Genomic DNA, 20442 nt, shown 5'->3' with positions numbered 1-20442 from the left:
CCAAGGAACCCTTATGTCCAAGACTCAGTTGTTCGACCTCGACGGCAAGATCGCTTTCGTTTCCGGCGCCAGCCGTGGCATCGGTGAAGCCATCGCCAAACTGTTGGCCCAGCAAGGTGCCCACGTGATCGTTTCGAGCCGCAAACTCGACGGCTGCCAACACGTTGCCGACGCGATTATCGCCGCTGGCGGCAAGGCAACAGCCGTGGCTTGCCACATCGGTGAAATGGAGCAGATCAGCCAAGTCTTCGCCGGGATCAAGGAACAGTTCGGCCGCCTCGACATTCTGGTCAACAATGCTGCGACCAACCCGCAATTCTGCAACGTGCTGGACACTGACCTGAGCGCGTTCCAGAAGACCGTCGACGTGAACATTCGCGGTTACTTCTTCATGTCGGTTGAGGCCGGCAAGCTGATGCGTGAAAACGGTGGCGGCAGCATCATCAACGTCGCGTCGATCAACGGCATTTCGCCGGGGATCTTCCAGGGCATCTACTCGGTGACCAAAGCGGCGGTGATCAACATGACAAAGGTCTTCGCCAAGGAATGCGCGCAGTTCGGCATCCGCTGCAACGCCCTGTTGCCGGGCCTGACCGACACCAAGTTCGCCTCGGCACTGGTGAAGAACGACGCGATCCTCAAGCAAGCACTGACGCAGATTCCGCTTAAGCGTGTGGCGGATCCGAGTGAAATGGCCGGTGCGGTGTTGTACCTGGCCAGTGATGCGTCGAGCTACACCACCGGGGTTGCGCTCAACGTCGACGGTGGGTTCCTGTCCTGATCCCCAAAGCAAATACATAACCCCCTGTAGGAGTGAGCCTGCTCGCGATAGCGGTGGTCAGTCAACATTTATGATCTGACACACCGCTATCGCGAGCAGGCTCACTCCTACAAGGGTTTTGTATCAGGCGATGACTTTCGGCAATTGCCAGCCGAAATGCACCGACAGCAAACGCAACGTCAAACACCCCGCCCCCGCCAGCAATGCCGCCGCTACCGGCGAAACGCCCAGCCTGCGCGCAACGATCAACACCGCCGCACCGACAAACGCCGAACTCGCATACAAATCCACCTGCAACACCACCGGTATCCGCGCCAGCACAATGTCGCGAATCACCCCGCCGCCAACCCCCGTGATCGTGCCCATCAGCATCGCCACAAACGGCGTAATGCCGAAATTCAACGCTTTCTGCGCACCCGCCACGGCGAACAACGCCAACCCCGCAGCGTCGAGCACAATCAGCGTCGATCCAGACCAACCCAGCACCTGCTCATGAAAGACAAACGCCAACCCGCCCATGAAAAACGCCAGCGCCGGGTAACGCCAATCGGCCACGGCATTGGGTGGCGTCGCACCAATCAAAAGATCACGGGTGACCCCGCCGCCAAGGGCGACGATAAACGCAATCACCATCACCCCGAGCAAATCGAGCTGACTGCGCATTGCCGCAATCGCACCCTCGACAGCAAACACCGCCGTGCCGGCCAGGTCGGCCACCAGCACAATCCGCTCAACCCGGGACTTACGCCCCGCCGGCGCTACTGCGTGACGCAACGGGTTGTAGTGATGTGTCGAGTAACCTGCCCGTCGGCGTACACGTCACCGGCGACCTCGGTGTTTTCGAGGACCTGGCAAGTACGTTCCGGTGGCGGAGGTGGCGCTACCGGTGGAGGTGGCGGTGGACTGGCACAACCCGCCAGCAACACAGCAAAAAAAGCCAACGGCAACACGCGTTTCCCAAGAGGGTTCATAGGACGATCCGCGATGAATGGAAGAGCAACTCCCGCGACCGAACCGACCACGGAAGACCTGACCACTCATTCTTTATAGCCGAGGCCCCCGCAAGCGCCAGTGAATCGGCCGGATCGGAGGGGTATGGCTGTCGATTTTGCGTTGGAATCAGCGAGGGTTGGCAGGCTGGGATTCGCTTTGCCAGACAGGCCGCCTTCGCGAGCAGGCTCGCTCCCACAGTGGAACCGAGTACATCTGCAAAAAACAGGTCGGCTGTCAGGCCGCCTTCGCGAGCAAGCTCGCTCCCACAGTGGAACCGAGTACATCTGCAAAAAACAGTTCGGCTGTCAGGCCGCCTTCGCGAGCAGGCTCGCTCCCACAGTGGAACCGAGTACATTTGCAAAAAACAGCTCGGCTGTCAGGCTGCCTTCGCGAGCAAGCTCGCTCCCACAGTGGAACCGAGTACATCTGCAAAAAACAGGTCGGCTGTCAGGCCGCCTTCGCGAGCAGGCTCGCTCCCACAGTGGAACCGAGTACATCTGCAAAAAACAGGTCGGCTGTCAGGCCGCCTTCGCGAGCAGGCTCGCTCCCACAGTGGAACCGAGTACATCTGCACAAAACAGGTCGGCTGTCAGGCCGCCTTCACGAGCAAGCTCGCTCCCACAGTGGAACCGAGTACATTTGCAAAAAACAGGTCGGCTGTCAGGCCGCCTTCGCGAGCAGGCTCGCTCCCAAAGTGGAACCGAGTACATCTGCAAAAAACAGGTCGGCTGTCAGGCCGCCTTCGCGAGCAGGCTCGCTCCCACAGAAAAGCAAAAGCAAGGCACCTCCCACCTCGCATCGCCTCGGCTCCTCACCACTCAACAGGATGAGCGTTAGCTCGGCTGCAGCTCTTGATCTTGCCGTGCTGGCCCCTTCGGCAGGCTGAGTGGAGGGATTGATCCGGGGGTGGGAGCGCAGCGACCGTTTGGCGAAGCCAAACACAGCGAGAGGAGGTGCAGCGAAGCAAACCGTAGGCGCTGCCCCCGGATCGATCCCGGAACGAAGGAACCCCGAGCTTTAGCGAGTGGGCCGAACGCCGGGGCCCAGCCTTTTGGTTACTTTTTGGCGTTTGAAAAAGTGACCCGCTGTAAGAGCGGAACCGCCAGCCGCAGCACCCGAAGAAACGGATATACACCCAAAACCCCAAGAGCATGGTCGGCCCAAAGGCCGCCAAGCCTAAAAGCCCTAAGCCAAATCCGGATCCCGAAACAAACGCAAAGAATTGCTCTCAAGCTCATACCGCAACTCTTCAATCAACGCCTCAACAGCCTCAGGCGTACGCAACGCATCAAGCTTCAACCCGCTGATCACCAGATCCACCTGCCCCGACACCGGGTGATACAGCTTCACCGTCAGCGAATGATCACCATCGACCAGACACTCACACGCCAGCGGCGAAAAACTACGCTCAAGCTGTGCGCGCAACTGCACAAGATTCATCATTGCGGCTGTTCCTTTAGCAACTTCGAAGGGACGCGACCACAAACCTCAAAAGGCTCGCACCGCACCCCAACAGACTAAGAACAGCCGCCCGACATCAACACCTCAAATTGCACCAGATCAACTAGTGCATTTGCACCCTATCGCTGGCCCTTAACGCTCGAATCCCCGGCAAACAATCCACGCTCGCGCGCCCAGACAATTGCCTCGCTGCGACTGTGCACATCCAGCTTGGAATAAACCGTCGCGACATGATTACGCACGGTGTTCGGCGCCAGTTTCAGCCGCGCCGCGATCTCCTTGTCCGCCAGCCCTTCACAGATCAACCCCAGCACATCACGCTCACGCGCCGTCAGATCAGTGAACGAAACGCTAGGCAATTGCGGCGAGTTGACCTTCTTCACATTGGCCAGTTTTTCGATCAGCGTCCGACTGAACCACGAAGCATCTTTCATCACCTCTTCAATCGCCGCCACCAGCTCAAGCTCGGTGCGCTTGCGCTCGGTGATGTCCATCAACACCAGCAAATAGCATGGCATGTCCTGAATATTCACGGTGTCGGCCGACAGCGCACACTCGAGCAGTTCCGCATCCTTCTTGCGCACCCGCACATCCACCCGATCCACTCGACCGTTTTTCTCAAGCGCGGCCAGCAACCGCGTGCGCGCACCGCTGTCATCGATGAAATCCAGCTGCGTCACGGTTTTGCCGAGCATGTCCTCACTGTCGTAGGCCAAGGTTTCGAGGAACGCCTGATTGACGTCGATCACTTGCTGCTCGTCGGCACTGCAAATCAGGATCGGCACCGGCGTCAAGCGAAACGCCTTGGCAAAACGCTCCTCGCTTTGACGCAACGCCACCTCGGCCCTATGCCTCGGCTCCATGTCGACGAAGGAAAACAGCATGCAATCCTCATCGTTGAGCGTCAGCGGTTGGCCGGCGACGATCACTTGCTTGCTGCCGCCATCGGGCAGGCGCAGTTCGGCCTGCATCTGCGGAATGGTCGCGACGTCGCGCAGACGCTGAATCGCCAGATCCTTTTTCTCGGCTTGCTCAAAGATGTCGATTTCATAGGCCGAGGTGCCGATCACTTGCTCGCGGGTATAGCCGGTCATCTCGAGAAAACCGGGATTGACCTTGATGTAGCGCAGGTCGCTGAGGCGGCAGATCACCGCCGGCGCCGGGTTGGCGTTGAAGGTCTTTTCGAAGCGCTGCTCGGCGTTGGCCCAGTCGGTGACGTCGCTCATGATCAGCACCAGCGACTCGGGCTGCCCTTCGCGATCAGTGAGAATCATGCTGCGCACGCTGTGCACCCAGATACGTTCCGGATCATCGGTCGGCGATACTTCGATCAGCACGTCATTGAAACTCTCACAGCGCGCCACCCGGCTGATCGGGTAGTTTTCCGCGGTGATCGAGTGATTGTTGCGATAGCGCAGGTTGAATTTTTTGGCGTATTCGTCGGCATTGTGGCCAAGATCGGTGATCCGGCTGACACCGTGCATGGCCAGCGCGGCTTCGTTGGCCCAGAGAATGCTCTGATCCAGCTCCAGCAGAATCACCCCGTCGGACAGCCCGGCGATGATCTGCTGCAACTGGCGGCGGTTGGTTTCGGTGGTCAGGACTTCCTGGCTCATTGGATCTCCACAAGTGATACGCCCATGTGAAGAGTACGACCGCAGCCACCCGTGATCGTGCCGAGCCATTAATTTGCGCAACAACGCCTACAGGGGATCGCGGTGCATTCGCGACTTCCGGCTTTGTCGTCTAACGTTAATACCTCATCGGATTGAGCCCCTGCCCGCAACACCGGGCTCTTGATCAAGGAGAGACTGATGACGTCGCGTCGCAACATCGAACAGACCTACCGCACCTGGTCCAGCCCGATTCTGCTGGAGCTGAAAAAGCGCGAACACCAAATGGCGCCGGTCGAGCGTCAGGCCCTTGAGAATGTCCTGGTGGAAAGAAGGTTGCTGGACATCGGTAATCCGGACGGTATCGAACGCCGTCGAAACAGCGGTGACTGACACTCCGCTGTCGCGAGCAGGCTCGTTCCCACAGGGTTTTGGGTAGCTCACTGTGGGAGCGAGCCTGCTCGCGAAGAGGCCGGTGCAGACACCTTGATCATTGAGGCCGACGCACCGCCCTCACCCGCCCACTGTCACCGCCACCGCAATAGAAACGATCGGCACCGTCCGCCTCCAGCCCGGAGACACCTTGCCCCGCCGGCATCTTCAGCGACTCGAGCACCTCCCCGTCCTGCACATCGATATGTCGCAACTCACTTTCATCTCCCTCCCAAGTGCCATGCCACAAGGCACCATCCACCCAGGTCACCCCAGTGACAAAACGGTTCGACTCCAGCGTGCGCTGGATCTCGCCGGTCTGCGGATCGATCTGATGAATCTTGCGCTCGCGATACTGCCCCACCCATAACGAGCCGTCCGCCCAGGCCATGCCTGAGTCACCACCATTGCCCGGTGCCGGAATGGTGTGCAGTACGCGTCCGGTGGCCGGGTCGATTTTGTGGATGTGGCGGTCGGCAATCTGGTACAGGTGCTGGCCGTCGCAGGCGGTGCCACCGTCGGCGCCGACCTTGAGCGTGCGCACGGTTTCGCCACTGGCCGGATCCAGTGCGTTGAGCTGTCCGTCGCTGGCGAACCAGACCTGTTGGCCATCGAAGGTCACGCCGTGAATGCCTTTGATGTCATCAAACGGGCCGTACTCGCGAAGGATTTCTGCGTTTGCGTGTTTCATGGGGGCTTCCTCGTGGATGTGTGGGTCCAGCCTAGCCATTGCCCAGCGACACCGGGAGTAACAAGATCGTCGCGAAACCCGGTATTGGCGGCGTCATCCAGCGCCGCGCCCGGCCGACACCGAAGGCCTGCACCTTGCCCACCAGCGCCAATGCCTTCAACGCCCGCTGCACCTGGCGCTGACTGTTGCCCAAGGCCAGTGCCAACGCCGAACTCGACCAACTCTCGCCGTCGGCAAGCAAGGCCAGCAACGCCGCGTATTTGTCCTCGACCGGCAGGGTCAGTAACGCCACATCCCCGGCCACCAGCGCAAAGCCTCTTGGCGTTGCGGTAATGCTCGCCAGCGGTGCCAACGCCGCACGCAACCGGCCGATTTCGACCCGCAAGCGGGCACGGTGCGACTCATCCGTGAGGGCAAAACCAAAGGCTGTGGCGAACAGCGTTTCGCGCGCCACGTCGCCCGGCCAGGCTTGCGCAAGCAACCGTGCGAGATTGAACAGCACCGGCCGCGTGGCCAGCGCCACCGTCATGCCAGCACCGCGCACGCTATAGCGGCAGGCATCGACGATCAGTGTCGACGAGTTGAACAACGCTTCAACCTGCGCCAGATTCACCCGTTGCGCCTGACCGGCAACGCTCAGCCGCGCTGCCGGCGCAGCGAGCATGTGACTGGCCTGATCGACCTCGGCGCGCAGTGCGGCGATCCCGGCCTGTTGCGCCGCAGCCTGCGCCCGCGCCAGCGCCGCGCGGGCCTTGTGTGCCTGGACCCGACGCACGGCGATCCCGGCGGCAATCAACTCATGAGCAGTACGCAGCGCCGGCGGCAACGGCGCCGGGTCAGTTTCACCCAGCAACGTTTCGGCCTCTTGCAGCTCGCCAATCAACAGCAACCGGCGAATCTGCAAATAGCGCGCGTGCGCCGCGTTCACGCCGTCACCGTGCGCCTGCAAGACCCGCCGCGCCGCCTCCAGCGCCTTCACCGGCCAGCCCAGATCCCGCGCTGCCAGCGCCACCTCGGCCTCGGCGACCACACAACGCGCCCGCGACAACGGTTCATTGCTGCCGAACGCCTTTATCGCCCGTTGCAACAACGCCTTGGCACGGGGCAGATCACCGAGCTGAGCCATGGCAATTGCGCGCAGGGCCAGCGCCGGCGGGTCATCACGCAGAGCGACGTAGTTCAACGCGCCTAGCGGGTCACCGGCGGACAGCGCGCGGCCAGCGGCGTTGATCAGCGAATCCATGGCTCGTCCGTCCCTCGATGGCTGAATCGTGAGCTGAGTCTGATCGCTGATTATGGCGCGTTTGGACGCTTGATCGGCTGTTTCAGTTGTTGCAACATCGGCACAGCTTTTCCAATGGATGGAGTCGAGCATGCTGGATGCAAACGCTAGCCACATTACCTTCACTGTCGAAGGCGCCAACGCCGACCTGCAAGTCCTCAGCTTCACCGGTCGCGAAGCCCTCAACCAACCGTTCCGTTTCGACCTCGAACTCGTCAGCGCCCGCCCCGACCTCAAACTCGAAGAGCTGTTGCACAAGCGCGGCGTCCTGACTTTCGGCCCGACCGGCGAAGGCAAGATCCACGGTCTGGTCTATCGCATCGAGCAAGGCGACTCCGGCAAGACCCTGACCCGTTACAGCCTCAGCCTGGTGCCACAACTGGCCTACCTGCGGCACAACCACGATCAGCAGATTTTCCAGCAACTGACCGTGCCGAAGATCATCGCCCAGGTCCTGGAAGATCGCGGCATCCTCGCCGACGCCTACAGCTTCCAGCTCAACGCCGAATACCCGGAACGCGATTACTGCGTGCAGTACGACGAATCCGACCTGCATTTCATCCAGCGCCTGTGCGAAGAGGAAGGCATTCACTTCCACTTCCAGCACAGCAGCAGCGGCCACAAACTGGTGTTCGGCGATGACCAGACCGTGTTCCGCAAACTGAAACCGGTGAGCTACCAGCAAGACTCCGGCATGGCCGCCGACAAACCGGTGATCAAGCGCTTCAACCTGCGCCTGGAAACCCGCACCACCCGCGTCAGCCGCCGCGACTACGACTTCGAAAAACCGAAGATCCTCCCCGAAGGCGCGGTCAAAACCGAGTTCGCCCCGGACCTCGAGGACTACGACTACCCCGGCCGCTTCACCACTCGAGAGCGCGGCAAGTTCCTCTCCACCCGCGCCCTCGAACGCCATCGCAGCGACTACAAACTCGCCGAAGGCAAAGGTGACGAACCAACCCTCACCAGCGGCCATTTCCTCACACTCGCCGAACACCCGCGCGCCGAGTGGAACGACCTGTGGCTGCTGCTGGAAGTCTTCCACGAAGGCAAACAGCCGCAAGTGCTCGGCGAAAACGTCACAAGCGACGTCACCGACAACAAAAGCGATTTCCACCAGGGCTACCGCAACAGCTTCCTCGCCACCCCGTGGGACGCACACTACCGCCCTGCCCTTGAACACCCGAAACCGCAAGTCCTCGGCAGCCAGACCGCCGTCGTCACCGGCCCCGCAGGCGAAGAAATCCACTGCGACCAGTACGGCCGCATCAAAGTGCAATTCCACTGGGACCGCGACGGGCAATCCAACGACAAAACCACCTGCTGGATGCGCGTCGCCAGCGGCTGGGCCGGCGCAGCGTACGGCGGCATCGCCATCCCGCGCATCGGCATGGAAGTCCTCGTCACCTTCCTTGAAGGCGATCCCGATCAGCCATTGGTCACCGGATGCCTGTACCACAAGGAAAACGTCGTCCCCTACGACCTGCCGGCAAACAAAACCCGCAGCACGTTCAAGACCCTGAGCTCACCGGGCGGCAAGGGCTACAACGAATTCCGTATCGAGGACAAGAAAGGTGTAGAGCAGATCTACATCCACGCCCAGCGCGACTGGGATGAGAACATTGAGCACGACCAGAAGATCCGCGTCGGCAACGAACGGCACGACACCGTCGAAGCCAACACGCTGAGCGAGTTCAAGGTTGAAGAGCACCGGATTACGCATCTGGATCGGATTAGCGAGATGCGTGCGGATGATCACCTGACCGTCGGTGTCACCCAGCATTTGAAGGTGGGGACTGCGCAGTTTGTCGAGGCTGGGTCAGAAATCCATTACTACGCCGGCCAGAAGGTTGTGGTCGAAGGCGCCATGGAACTCACGGCCAAGGCTGGCGGGAGTTTTGTGAAGGTGGATGCCGGTGGTGTGACCATTAGCGGGGCTGAGGTGAAGGTGAATACCGGCGGCGCGCCTGGCGTGGGGACCGGGATCGCCATTCTTGCTCCGCTGATTCCCGGACTGGCGGCGACTGACACGGCCGGCAACTTGATGGAACGGGCCAAAACCAATCCCACCTGGCTTGAACTGAACCTGCACTACGACAATCTCGAACCCGTACCCGGCGCGTCTTATCGCGTTGAATTCGCCGATGGTTCGACTCGCGAAGGTGTGCTCGACAGCGACGGATTCGCCCGGCTGGAAGACGTGCCAAAAGGCCCCGCGAAAGTCTATTACGGTGAAGACCCTCGTCCCTATGATCGTCCGGCAGTGGCCGTGGTTGACGCTTCTGACGATAAAATCGACGAAGATCTGCGAAAACTGGGTCTTGACCCCGCCACCGTTGATCTACAGGCATTGGTCGAAAAAGCCGCAGGGAGGCTGGCATGAGCGAACAAACAAGCAGCAACGACGACCGCACCGGGGCTTATCAGGAAGCGGCTATCGAACTGGGCAAAGGCATTGCGATGGGTGCGGTGCCATTTCTGGGCCAGGCCATTGACGTGTACGACACCATTGAATCCGCCGTTCTGCTGTACAAATCGGACACGCCCGGAGCCAAGGAAGATGCCCAGTTCGACTTGCTCCTGGCAGTGATCGGCTGGATACCCGGCGCGGGTGACGGCTTGAAAAAAAGCATGCGTATCGTCAACCGCAACCCTCAACGATTCGCCCCGGTTTTGTTCGATCTGCTGCGGTTCGTTCTGCAGGAATGCGGCATCAAGACCAGTCCGGAAGAACTCCTGTCACGTATTTTCAACGCCGGCAAACTGCGTGCGGAAATGGACGACATCATTTCCGCGATCAGAAGTTCCTCTGTTTACAAGGGCTCGCCGGGTTGGGTTCAAACCGCCGTGGTGACCGTCCTCGCTACCGCCCGAGACAACATGCCGGCGATGCTTGGCATTGTTGAAAAACGCCTGATCAAATGGAAAGGCATGCAGCGCAACAGCTCCGCCGCGTCGTCTGGCACCAGTCACCCACGGCGCGCGGAAAAACCCGCCAACCGCGATTCCTCCGTCGGCACTCAAGGCAAGGACGGCGCCAGCGGCACCCACTCCAACCGTGTCGAATCCTCCAAGGTCGGCGTTCAGGCGCCTTCGAGCATTTTGAATGAAGGCTTGGGCGTCAGCGGCGAACATATCGCCGATTACATCTGCGCAGTCGAATTCGGTTGGGGCAAAGATTGGGATGGACATGACAAGGGGGCGGATGGCAAATGGCTGGAGGGGCTGCCGGGTGCCACGAAAACCGGAAAACTTTCTTCGGGAGGCAGCCCTAAAGCCAGGCATGTCCTTTACAAACTGTCTGACGGCGCCAATGGAACCGGTATCGACGCGGTCTGGCGCGCGAAGCCAGCGAACAATGGCGGCGAAAAATTCGCGATTGTCGAAGCGAAGGCGAGCCGCGAAGAAGATGCACCAAAATTCATGCGTAGAGCCAATAACACTCGAAAACCCGGCATCGCCTCCAAACTGGGAGAATCGGGCATATCGGGCGTAACGCGCATCGCCGACGCAAGCCAACTGCTTGAACCGATCGAAGATACCCCTGAGGCCGGTGCCAGCAAGCCCTCAACGTCGATGAGAACCGGAAAAAACAAACCACAGGCATCCAGCCGCTCACCGGCCCCCTCTGCCAAGATCAAAGAAATACTGGTTCAAATGAGCAGTCAGTGGATCACCCAAAACCTGAACAAGGCTGTGGCTGGTCGCGCACTTGCCGCACAGGTCCTGGCCTCTTACAGTCGCCATCTGTTTTATTCCCCGCTTTATCATTCCAGCGCAAGCCCGAAAGACCATGCCGAAGCGCGGTTTCAGAATCTTGCAGAAAGCACCCATCGCACACACAAGGCGTTTCATTACAACGAAACCGAGGTGAAAGCGGCTGTAAACAAGCGCAAAAAGTCCTTGGCAAAAAAATATGGCGCGAGGGACTCCCTCAAGCTTGAGGCATGACATCAATGAGCAAACGCCAGAAATTCTTCTCTGATCATCAGTACAACCACTTCCTGAAAGAACATGACGAAGTCATCGAGTTCTTCAAGACCAATCGTTTCAAATCCGACTCCGATGAAGAGGAAGCATCCCAGCGTGCCCGATACTTCCAAAGTCTGGCTTTGGACAAATTGTTGGCAACTTACACCGCAGGAATGGACATTGAGTCTCTGGTTCCGTTACTTGAGGACCTGATCGAAAAATATGAAGTGCGCCAGCAAACCCTCGCCGACTTCGAAGGAGCGCCACAGATTTCTCCGTTGGCTATCGATGACTGGCCAGATCAGTACGAAGAAGCTGTGCAAGTAATCGGTCTGTGTATTCTGCTGCACCGTAACGACTTGCTCGTACGCTTTGTCAAAATGCTGGACAACGCAGGTTATGCCGGGGACGACACGCTATTCGAAGATCTGTTGAAGAAGGTACTGCCCAACCGTCATGACGTTGACCAGTGGTATCACGACGTATACACCCCGCTAATACAAGCAATCTACGCCGACACGCGCGAAGAGGCGTCCGCCCTGCTGAAAAAGTATTGCCAGGGCTGGTACCCCGCTTTTAAACAAGCACCGTGGCACGACACTCATTTACAAGGAGAAGACGGCAATTACGTTGGCTATTGGGCAATCGAGGCCGCCGCCATCGCGTTTTTGTATGGCATCGACGACAGCAAAGTCGACCATATGGTTTATCCAAAAGATCTGGTCGACTATGCGAGAAATCACCAAAGCCCACGAATGACACAAGTTGGCCGAATCGTTGCCGGCGATGCATGCAGCCGGACCGGCTATTGGTTCACTCCTGCTCAGGCGAACTCCCGCCGTCATTTCCAACAGGGTGAACTCATGCCGAAGATCAACGACTCCCGTTGGGGCGATACGCTTTGGTATTGGTCGGGGGAAGTTTGAGTTGAAGTCAGTCCTTCAGGACGAAGGTTCGATCAGGGAGAGCTTGAACAACCTGAGTGAACAATCTGCGAACCTGACGTTTGAGCTACCCGATAACACCCCCGTTGTACGACTCGGGCTGATCGCAACCCTCTACTTCAAGGAAGGCTACTCGCTGCAAAGCAAGCGCAATGTCATGCAATGCTTCACCCGATTCAAGGAAGAGTTCGGCCAGCATCTGAAGGGACAGTTCGACGACCGCTACAAGAAGCTGACAGATTCCGGATTCAGCAAAACCCAGGAAAAAATCCGCGAGTCAGGGCCAAACGAACAATACGAATGGCACATCAGCAGCGCCGCAACGGCGAACGAAGCTGCTGCGTACAGCCTGTCCGCACTGAACTCGTTCGAGATGCATGGCGATCAAAAACGCTCATACCTGAAGATGACATTGCCCTGGAGTTTCCTGAAAGAGCCCGATGGCGTCGCGCGCTTTGAAGAATGGCTGGTTTACTTGTGCGATCAGGTTGAAGCCGAACATGGCTACGGCGGACTCTCGAGCATACTGCCCTACGACTTCGATCGTTACATGCCCATGGAATTTCAACTGGCGCAGCAATATGTCGGTCTGGAAGTTGACTCAATGGTGCACAACTTCAAACGAGAATTGCTTGATCACATCAAAGGTGTCAACTGGTACACCATTGTAGGCACTCGATTTACCGAGCAACTGGGAGGTAAAGACGGATTACGCCACGCCTTAAGCGGACGTGGCGACGTCGAGATGCTGGATTATCAGGGCGGACTGATCATTCGCGCCGGCGCTTTACCCGAACTGGGCGCTATCCATGAACCTCTGCCCGTAACCTATGTAGCGGTGAACCGCGTTTTGAAACAGCTTCGTAATCCAAAACCCGATCAACTGCACACTTATTCACCCTACGGTAACTGCTTCGAACAAGACAGTACCGAGCGCTGGTACGCGCGATTCGACCAAGACGATGCGCATTCGAAAACTCCAGCACGAATAGAGGCCGGTCAGCCTTGTAGCGCCGCGGGTTATTGGTTCAGCCCCGCACAGGCAAACTCCCGACGTTACTTCGACTTGGGGGAAATAATGCCTCGGTTCAGTGGCTCGAATTGGGGCGATACGCTTTGGTATTGGTCGGGGGAAGCGTGAGTGGATTCAGCCGAGCAATCCGGTGCTCCTCAGCAGCTCCTGCAAGCCTTTTGGCACCAAGGGCGCCTGCTCGCTGAAGCTTGAGCTGTCATGCCAGCGCGCGGTGAAGGGCGCGCCGTCGCTTTCATGGCCATCGATCTGTGCGTGGTCGTAGACGCCCTGATCGACAAACGTCGCGTCGTATACCTGGACAATTTCGTGTCCCGGTTTGCCGTTGTAAACGAAAAGACTTTCGAGTGTGCCGAGCAGACGCATGTCCGTCATGGTCAGCCCCAACTCCTCCTGCACTTCACGCACGATGGTTTCGGCGCTCGTCTCGCCGAACTCGATACCGCCGCCGATGGGCCGAAAGCAGGTTTGCTGGCTGACCGGGTCGCGAAATTCGTTAACCAGAATTTTGCCGTTGTGATGAAAAACGCAAAGTGCGAGCGCGCGAATGCGGTGTTCGGCCATGACTGAAGTCCATTTACAGGTGTGGGGGCGCGGCATTTAAACATGCTTTGCGCGACACACCCGTGGACGTCACTGGAAAAGGCTCGCCTCAGACCGGAGAAATCGTTGCGAGCAGGCCGATCAGAATGGTCAGTGTCAGAAAGCCACCCAGAAAAATCGCCATCTTGTTCATGTTGCTCTCCTCAATGCTGAGCTTGCGGTGCACTGGGCGCTTCGGGATGAAGGACTGCCGCGAGTGCCGAACCGTGGGGCTATTTTGAGCGGATGACTGAGCTGGTAACAGAGGCAGATCCAGTGAAAAAATACGGATCAGATGCGCATCTGATCCGCATGGGCCATGGGCCGATATTCAGATCGCGGCACAAGGGTTCAATTTCGGCGTGGTTGATCTAGAGTCATTGCCGTCGCGACAACAACAAGAAAAATCCTGGAGTGAACATGACCGATCTGAACCTGCAACCCAACGTCGCTGAATCGCTAGGCAAATGGCACGAAATGATCCACACCGGCAACCTAAGTGCCCTGCCCGGTCTGCTCGACCCGCAAGCCGTGTTCCGCTCGCCGATGGCGCACACGCCATACCCGGGCGCGCCGGTAGTGTCGATGATCCTCAATACCGTGTTTGAGGTGTTTGAAGACTTCAAATACCACCGCGAACTGGCGACTGCCGATGGCTTGAATGTGATTCTGGAGTTCAGCGCCAGGGTCGGGGCGAAAGAGCTGAAAGGCATCGACATGATTCGCTTTGATGAGCACGGCAAGATTGTCGAGTTCGAGGTGATGGTTCGCCCGTTGAGTGGATTGCAGGCGTTGGGCGAAGAGATGGGTCGGCGCCTCGGCGCTTTTCTGGCGTCCGCAAAGGCCCTGTAGGAGCTGCCGCAGGCCGCGATCTTTTGATCTTGATCTTTCAAAAGCAAGATCAAGATCAAGATCAAGATCAAAAGATCGCAGCCTCGTTTCACTCGACAGCTCCTAAAAACTATTTGCCATAAAAAAGCCCACTGACCGTCGCCGGTTCAGTGGGCTTTGTGCAACTGGCGGCTAGTTACAGCGCCATGTCACGTGCAGCGTTTTCCTTCGGAGCTTCAGCTTTTTCAGCTGCAGGTGCGGCCGGAGCAGCCACCTGACCGATCACTGGAGGCGTCGGCAGTTCGAGGATTTTGGCGGTGTAAGCCCACTCTGCAGCCACTTTGGCTGGATCGCTGTTCAGCTGAGTACCGTAGCTTGGAACGATCTGGTGCAGCTTGGTTTGCCACTCTGGCGTTGCGACTTTGTCTTTGAAGACTTTCTGCAGCACGCTCAGCATGATCGGTGCAGCGGTCGACGCGCCTGGCGATGCGCCCAGCAGGCCGGCGATGGAGCCGTCTTGTGCAGCAACGATTTCGGTGCCCAGTTTCAGCACGCCGCCAGCGGCTTCATCACGCTTGATGATTTGCACGCGTTGGCCGGCTTGCCACAGGCGCCAGTCTTCGGCTTTGGCGTTCGGGAAGTATTCCTTCAGCGCGTTCAGACGGTCTTCATCCGACAGCATCAGTTGGCCAGCAAGGTACTCGACCAGCGGGTATTCCTTGATGCCGACCTTGGTCATAGGCCAGATGTTGTGGGTGGTGGTGCTGGTCAGCAGGTCCAGGTACGAGCCTTCTTTCAGGAACTTGGTGCTGAAGGTCGCGAATGGGCCAAACAGGATGACGCGCTTGCCGTCCAGGACACGGGTGTCCAGGTGCGGAACGGACATCGGTGGCGCGCCAACCGACGCTTTACCGTAGGCCTTGGCCAGGTGCTGTTCAGCGATGGCAGGGTTATCGGTCACCAGGAACGAGCCGCCTACCGGGAAGCCAGCGTATTCCTTGGCTTCAGGAATGCCCGACTTCTGCAACAGGTGCAGTGCACCGCCGCCCGCGCCGATGAAGACGAACTTGGCGTCGGTTTCGGTTTTAGTGCCGTCTTTCAGGTTTTTGTAGCTGACGCGCCAAGTGCCATCGGCATTCTTGGTGATGTCCTGGACTTCGCTCGACAGTTTCAGATCGAAGTTAGGCTTGGTCTGCAGGTACGTGGCGAACTGGCGGGTGATTTCGCCGAAGTTCATGTCGGTACCCAGCGGGCTCCAGGTGGCCGCGATTTTCTGGTTCGGGTCACGCCCTTCCATCATCAGCGGGACCCACTTCTTGATCACAGCCGGGTCTTCGGAGTACTGCATGCCGGCGAACAGCGGGCTCGCTTGCAGGGCTTCGTAGCGCTTTTTCAGGAACTTGATGTTGTCATCGCCCCACACGAAGCTCATGTGCGGCGTGGTGTTGATGAACGAGCGAGGGTTCTTCAGAACGCCTTGCTGAACCTGCCAGGCCCAGAACTGACGGGAGACCTGGAACGCTTCGTTGATCTCGACGGCTTTCGGGATCGTTACGTTGCCTTTGTCGTCTTCCGGGGTGTAGTTCAGCTCAGCGAGCGCCGAGTGACCGGTACCGGCGTTGTTCCAGCCGTTGGAGCTTTCGAGGGCGACGCCGTCAAGGCGCTCGACCATTTCCATCGACCAGCTTGGCTCCAGCTCATTGATCCACACACCGAGGGTGGTGCTCATGATGCCGCCGCCGATCAGCAGGACGTCGACTTTCTTTGCTTCGTCAGCATTGGCGGATGTCATCCCCATCGCCAAAGCCAGACCCAGCAGGGCTGTGTTCACTTTTTTAAACATCTGTTGCACCTATGATAAAACGCCTTCCGCCCGCCGCTGTTATCTGCATGCGATCCGCTTTGATGACGCTCAGGCTAGCGTCGCAGATTCCGGCACACTTCAATTTTGACGGGTGGGCACACAAGGCCGACATGCTGCATCGACCTCAGTTAATGTCCCTTCTGAACTGACTTCTTATCATTATTGGCTCAGCTACTTGAGCGACAGGGATTCCGTCGGCCCGCCCAGAGGCAAGCAAACTGAATAAGGTCAAACCAAGTTGGCGCGAAGAATATCACGTCAGGGCAAACCCGCGCGTCTGTTCCCGACTTGAGAGTCTTTTTCCGCTCAGGGACTTATCGGCCGCCAGACGCTGAACATGACCCTCCGATCAGTGCAGCGACTCAAACCCTCCAGCATTCAAGTGTAGTTGCCCAGCGATTGAGTGCTTTTGCGCAGTGCCTTACTCAGAAATTATCTGCTAAGTTGTACGACGACTGACAAATAAGTCGTCAACCCCATAACAACAAGGAAACAACCGCAATGACCAAGACTCGACTACTGATCGTTTTTCTCTGTGCCTTCAACGGTTACGCCATGGCCGCCTCGGCCCCGGCAGAAAAAGATGTCGCCCAAGCGGTCGATCATCTGACCCAGGCGATGCTGCACAAGGACATCGCCGAACTGAACGCCCTCACCGCGCCCAACCTGACCTACGGCCACTCCAGCGGCAAGATTCAGGACAAGAAAGAATTCATCGCCGATATCGAAACCGGCAAGAGCGCGTTCAAGACCCTGGAAATGCAGAACCAGACCATCACCCTGTCCGGCGATACCGCGCTGGTGCGCCACCACTTTTCCGCGCAGGCGTTGAAGGGCACTGAAGTGATACCGACCGAGATCGAGAACTTTCAGATCTGGCAGAAGCAGGACGGCAAGTGGTTGCTGGTGGGGCGGCAGGCGTTCAAGTTCTGATCGGGGTTAACCGACTCTGAATAGATGTTGACTGGGCTGCCGTCTTCGCGAGCAGGCTAGCTCCCACAAGGGAACGCATTCCAAAGGTGGGAGCGAGCCTGCTCGCGAAGACGGCAGTCCAGGCAGTACAAATCTTCCTGGTTACAACCGAAACCGATCCACCGACTGCGCCAACTGCCCCGCCAGGCTCGACAGCTCATCGGTAGTATTCGCCGTTTGCCCGATCACCCGGCTGTTGCCCTCGGACATCCCGGCAATCATTTCCACCTGATGGGCAATCTCGTTACTGGCCTGACTCTGCTCGCCAATCGTGCGGGTGATGTCGTTGACCAGTTGTGTCGTGCTCAACGTCGCCTCAAGGATTTCGCGAATAGCGCGTTCGACGTCCGCCGTCACCGCCATGCCCTTGTCGACCTGCGCTACCCCCGCCTCCATGCTGCTGACCGCCTCGCGGGTACTGTGCTGAATGCGCGCGACCATCGCGGCGATTTCCTGGGTTGAGGCACTGGTGCGTGCCGCCAGACTGCGCACTTCGTCAGCCACCACGGCAAAGCCCCGGCCCTGCTCGCCGGCGCGGGCCGCTTCAATCGCGGCATTGAGCGCCAGCAGGTTGGTCTGGTCGGCAATGCTCTTGATCACCTGAATGATGTTGAAAATGGCTTCGGATTCCTGATCCAGCGTGCGGATCACCTGTGCCGACTGTTGCGCCGAGCGCGCGATATCGTCCATGTCGCTGACCACTTGATGAATCACACCACCCCCCTCTTTCGCCAGCGTTTCGGCTTGATTGGCCATGCTCAGGGCACGTTCGGCATGGCGGGTGATTTCCTCGATGCTCGCGGTCATCTGGCTCGCGGCGGCGGCCATGGTGCCGGCGGCGACGCTTTGTTGCTGGCTGCTGTCGGCGACCTGATGGCAGCCCTGGCTGAGTTGTTCGCTCATGCCACTGACGCCATGAGCATTGCGCCGCACCACATCGATCATGTTGCGCAAATCGCGCTGCATGATTGCCAGCGTGCGGATCAGGACACTGGCTTCGTCCTTGCCGGACGGCTCGGCGATCGGCTCACTGAGATTGCCATGGGCAATGCTTTCGGCGATGCGACTGGCGGTCTTCAACGGTCCCATGATGCTCAGAATCACCCAGCGCCCCTGAATCAACAGCAGCACAAGACTGGCGAGCAACACCACGCCAAGCGCGACGTTGGCATTGCGGATCGCCGCTTCGGTGCCTGCGCTGGTCTGCCGTGTACTGGTTTCAATCAATTCGCTGAGCGCGGCCATCTGCTCTTCGAGCTGACTGAACGCCGTGTTGAACGTGCCCAGTTCCTGTTGAGCGGCATCGGGACTGTCGAGTGCCAGCCTGACAATTCGCTCGCCGGTGTTGATGTAGGTGTCGAGGCTCGGTCTGATCTGCTCCAGTGCGGTACGCAATGTCGGGTTGATCGGCAGCTTGAGGTTCTCCTCGAGCACCTCACGAAAATGCCCCGCATGTTCGTTGATCGAATCGCGCACCTCGGCCGCCGTGCTGGTGCTTTTGCTCAGTCCCACAAGCATTGCCGAGTAGACATCGGCGCGCAGGGCGTCGTGCATCATGTCGGCTTCCATGTGGTTGCGCAGCGCGCTCATGCTGACCGCGTTGTCGCTGACCGCCGAAGCCATCCGCTGGTTGCCGACGTAACTGACCAGACTCACGATCAAGGCCGTCAGCAGACTTGTCACAATCAGCAACACTAAACGCAGTTTGATCGACACCGGTTTTTCCTCCTTGGCCACGCCCGCAAACGCCTGTCAGACCTTCAGTTAAGCCTATTTGCGCAGGTCTGCCGTGCCAGAGCGTGTCAGCAGGTGTCGGCATGAGGGCCAAATGCCGCAAAACTTTCGGATTGCGCGACAAGTCTCAATTTTCAACGCGCACGGCTAACGCCTTCATCGCCGGTTAATGCCCGCAGGCTATTGAGTCCGTCGTTCCGAATTCTCATGCAGCAAAAGGAAACGCTATGAAACGCGCATTGTGGTTGGGTTTGCTTGGCACTTTGGCCATCGGCAGCGCACAGGCGGCGACGGAAAAAGTCGCCATCAATCTGGTCAGCGCCGACGGTGCACCGCAAGCGATCGGCTCGGTCACCATCAGTGAAACCGCGTATGGCCTGCTGTTTACCCCGGATCTGAAATCCCTGCCGGCCGGCATCCATGGTTTTCACGTCCATGAAAACGGCAGTTGCGAAGCCGGTATGAAGGATGGCGTGAAAGGCGCCGCACTCGCCGCTGGCGGGCATTTCGATCCGCAGAAAACCGGCAAGCACCTCGGCCCCTACGCCGACGGCCATCTGGGCGACTTGCCGGCGGTTTACGTGACGGCGGACGGCATCGCCAACTACCCGGTATTGGCGCCGCGCCTGAAAAAGATCTCCGAGATCAAGGGGCACGCGCTGATGATCCACGCCGGTGGCGACAACCACGCCGACATGCCCAAACCGCTGGGCGGTGGCGGTGATCGCATGGCCTGCGGGGTGATCTGAGCCGTCGCAGTCTAAAGGCCGGGCAACCCGTAATCGCGTTGCCCGCGTCTGTTTTGCAATAACGCAGACTTTCCAGCCCCACGGAACTCCCGCTCGCCGCGCCCCTCTCACATTATGCAGTCCTTCCCTTTTTGCTTCGCGCTTGTGGAGGAACACCGTCATGCGCAAGTTAGTGCTCGTTTCTTCTTTACTCCTATGCCTGCCCGTTGGTTCCGCTCTGGCCAAAGTCGATGCCGGAGATGTCGCCACCTCGGCCGGTGTCTCCGCGTCGCTGTACTCGACCTTCAAGGATCACAAAATGGTGATTCCGGCCCGTGACGACTTGTCTGCATTTGTCGCCAGTGGCGGGGCCATTCGTGGGGTTTATCTTGAGTCGGTGCTGCAACAGGTTCGCCAAGACAATCCTGGCCTGAACGCCAGTGATGAAGATCTCGCCAACGCGATTCTGGTGCATTACGAAGGCCTGAATCAGTAGCCGTCACGGATGAAGCAGCCGATGGACGGCCGCTGA

General features: G+C 58.7%; 18 protein-coding genes and 1 pseudogene. 10 read left to right on the top strand and 9 right to left on the bottom strand.

Annotation, left to right across the window (positions count from 1 at the left end):
• Nucleotides 1-13: 13 nt before the first annotated feature.
• Nucleotides 14-781: an SDR family oxidoreductase gene (locus QOM10_RS11305; protein ID WP_034152479.1), complete on the top strand. Its 768-nt coding sequence runs from the start codon at nucleotides 14-16 to the stop codon at nucleotides 779-781.
• A gap of 123 nt (nucleotides 782-904) precedes the next feature.
• On the opposite strand, the gene QOM10_RS11300 is transcribed toward QOM10_RS11305, so the two are convergent.
• From QOM10_RS11300 to QOM10_RS11290, 3 genes are all read right to left on the bottom strand, one after another.
• Nucleotides 905-1555 (bottom strand): trimeric intracellular cation channel family protein, encoded by a 651-nt coding sequence (locus QOM10_RS11300; RefSeq protein WP_224794703.1) that lies wholly within the window; start codon nucleotides 1553-1555, stop codon nucleotides 905-907.
• 1404 nt (nucleotides 1556-2959) lie between these two features.
• Nucleotides 2960-3217 (bottom strand): DUF1652 domain-containing protein, encoded by a 258-nt coding sequence (locus QOM10_RS11295; protein ID WP_127926739.1) that lies wholly within the window; start codon nucleotides 3215-3217, stop codon nucleotides 2960-2962.
• 137 nt (nucleotides 3218-3354) lie between these two features.
• Nucleotides 3355-4851, bottom strand: coding sequence for a helix-turn-helix transcriptional regulator (locus tag QOM10_RS11290; RefSeq protein ID WP_127926738.1), 1497 nt, complete (start codon nucleotides 4849-4851; stop codon nucleotides 3355-3357).
• Nucleotides 4852-5049: 198 nt separating this feature from the next.
• Between QOM10_RS11290 and QOM10_RS11285 the strand changes: the two genes are divergently transcribed.
• On the top strand, nucleotides 5050-5241 hold the full coding sequence (locus QOM10_RS11285) for a hypothetical protein (RefSeq protein WP_038366183.1): 192 nt from the start codon (nucleotides 5050-5052) through the stop codon (nucleotides 5239-5241).
• A 97-nt stretch (nucleotides 5242-5338) separates the two neighbouring features.
• Here the strand turns inward: QOM10_RS11285 and QOM10_RS11280 are convergent, their stop codons facing one another.
• A complete protein-coding gene (locus QOM10_RS11280; protein WP_316918062.1) occupies nucleotides 5339-5971 on the bottom strand; it encodes a PQQ-binding-like beta-propeller repeat protein in 633 nt (210 codons plus the stop codon).
• Between the two features lie 31 nt (nucleotides 5972-6002).
• A complete protein-coding gene (locus tag QOM10_RS11275; protein ID WP_316918061.1) occupies nucleotides 6003-7214 on the bottom strand; it encodes a helix-turn-helix domain-containing protein in 1212 nt (403 codons plus the stop codon).
• A gap of 130 nt (nucleotides 7215-7344) precedes the next feature.
• On the opposite strand from QOM10_RS11275, the gene tssI reads away from it, so the two are divergent.
• From tssI to QOM10_RS11255, 4 genes are read left to right on the top strand one after another with little or no spacing between them, the layout of a single operon-like run.
• Nucleotides 7345-9636 (top strand): type VI secretion system tip protein VgrG, encoded by a 2292-nt coding sequence (gene tssI / locus QOM10_RS11270; protein ID WP_316918060.1) that lies wholly within the window; start codon nucleotides 7345-7347, stop codon nucleotides 9634-9636.
• Entirely contained in the window at nucleotides 9633-11204 is a 1572-nt protein-coding gene (locus QOM10_RS11265) for a hypothetical protein (RefSeq protein ID WP_127926734.1), read from the top strand. The genes tssI and QOM10_RS11265 overlap by 4 nt, the downstream gene beginning before the upstream one ends.
• Nucleotides 11205-11209: 5 nt before the next feature.
• On the top strand, nucleotides 11210-12151 hold the full coding sequence (locus QOM10_RS11260) for a PoNe immunity protein domain-containing protein (protein WP_174245055.1): 942 nt from the start codon (nucleotides 11210-11212) through the stop codon (nucleotides 12149-12151).
• A 1-nt stretch (nucleotide 12152) separates the two neighbouring features.
• Complete coding sequence (locus QOM10_RS11255) at nucleotides 12153-13310, top strand: DUF3396 domain-containing protein (RefSeq protein ID WP_238704394.1); 1158 nt, start codon at nucleotides 12153-12155, stop codon at nucleotides 13308-13310.
• Nucleotides 13311-13316: 6 nt separating this feature from the next.
• Here the strand turns inward: QOM10_RS11255 and QOM10_RS11250 are convergent, their stop codons facing one another.
• Nucleotides 13317-13763 (bottom strand): NUDIX hydrolase, encoded by a 447-nt coding sequence (locus QOM10_RS11250; RefSeq protein ID WP_127926732.1) that lies wholly within the window; start codon nucleotides 13761-13763, stop codon nucleotides 13317-13319.
• Nucleotides 13764-14201: 438 nt separating this feature from the next.
• On the opposite strand from QOM10_RS11250, the gene QOM10_RS11245 reads away from it, so the two are divergent.
• Nucleotides 14202-14633 (top strand): nuclear transport factor 2 family protein, encoded by a 432-nt coding sequence (locus tag QOM10_RS11245; protein WP_316918059.1) that lies wholly within the window; start codon nucleotides 14202-14204, stop codon nucleotides 14631-14633.
• A 175-nt stretch (nucleotides 14634-14808) separates the two neighbouring features.
• On the opposite strand, the gene mqo is transcribed toward QOM10_RS11245, so the two are convergent.
• Nucleotides 14809-16455, bottom strand: a complete 1647-nt coding sequence (gene mqo / locus QOM10_RS11240) for a malate dehydrogenase (quinone) (protein WP_038369330.1) — start codon at nucleotides 16453-16455, stop codon at nucleotides 14809-14811.
• A 522-nt stretch (nucleotides 16456-16977) separates the two neighbouring features.
• Here mqo and QOM10_RS11235 point away from each other — a divergent pair.
• Nucleotides 16978-17409 carry a nuclear transport factor 2 family protein gene (locus tag QOM10_RS11235; RefSeq protein ID WP_150774513.1) on the top strand — a complete coding sequence of 144 codons (432 nt, stop codon included), beginning with the start codon at nucleotides 16978-16980 and terminating at the stop codon, nucleotides 17407-17409.
• Between the two features lie 141 nt (nucleotides 17410-17550).
• On the opposite strand, the gene QOM10_RS31265 is transcribed toward QOM10_RS11235, so the two are convergent.
• Nucleotides 17551-18276, bottom strand: coding sequence for a methyl-accepting chemotaxis protein (locus QOM10_RS31265; protein ID WP_371043887.1), 726 nt, complete (start codon nucleotides 18274-18276; stop codon nucleotides 17551-17553).
• Nucleotides 18277-18408: 132 nt separating this feature from the next.
• Nucleotides 18409-19164: pseudogene (locus QOM10_RS31260) on the bottom strand (MCP four helix bundle domain-containing protein); the annotation flags it as partial.
• A gap of 245 nt (nucleotides 19165-19409) precedes the next feature.
• Between QOM10_RS31260 and sodC the strand changes: the two are divergent.
• Both sodC and QOM10_RS11220 read left to right on the top strand, forming a co-directional pair.
• Nucleotides 19410-19931, top strand: a complete 522-nt coding sequence (gene sodC, locus QOM10_RS11225; RefSeq protein WP_127926729.1) for a superoxide dismutase family protein — start codon at nucleotides 19410-19412, stop codon at nucleotides 19929-19931.
• A 160-nt stretch (nucleotides 19932-20091) separates the two neighbouring features.
• Nucleotides 20092-20406, top strand: coding sequence for a DUF2388 domain-containing protein (locus QOM10_RS11220; RefSeq protein WP_008082402.1), 315 nt, complete (start codon nucleotides 20092-20094; stop codon nucleotides 20404-20406).
• The last annotated feature ends 36 nt before the right edge of the window (nucleotides 20407-20442 follow it).

It is taken from the genome of Pseudomonas sp. P108, assembly GCF_032613195.1.
GTDB lineage: Bacteria > Pseudomonadota > Gammaproteobacteria > Pseudomonadales > Pseudomonadaceae > Aquipseudomonas.
This window is presented reverse-complemented; position numbering and strand designations above follow the sequence as displayed.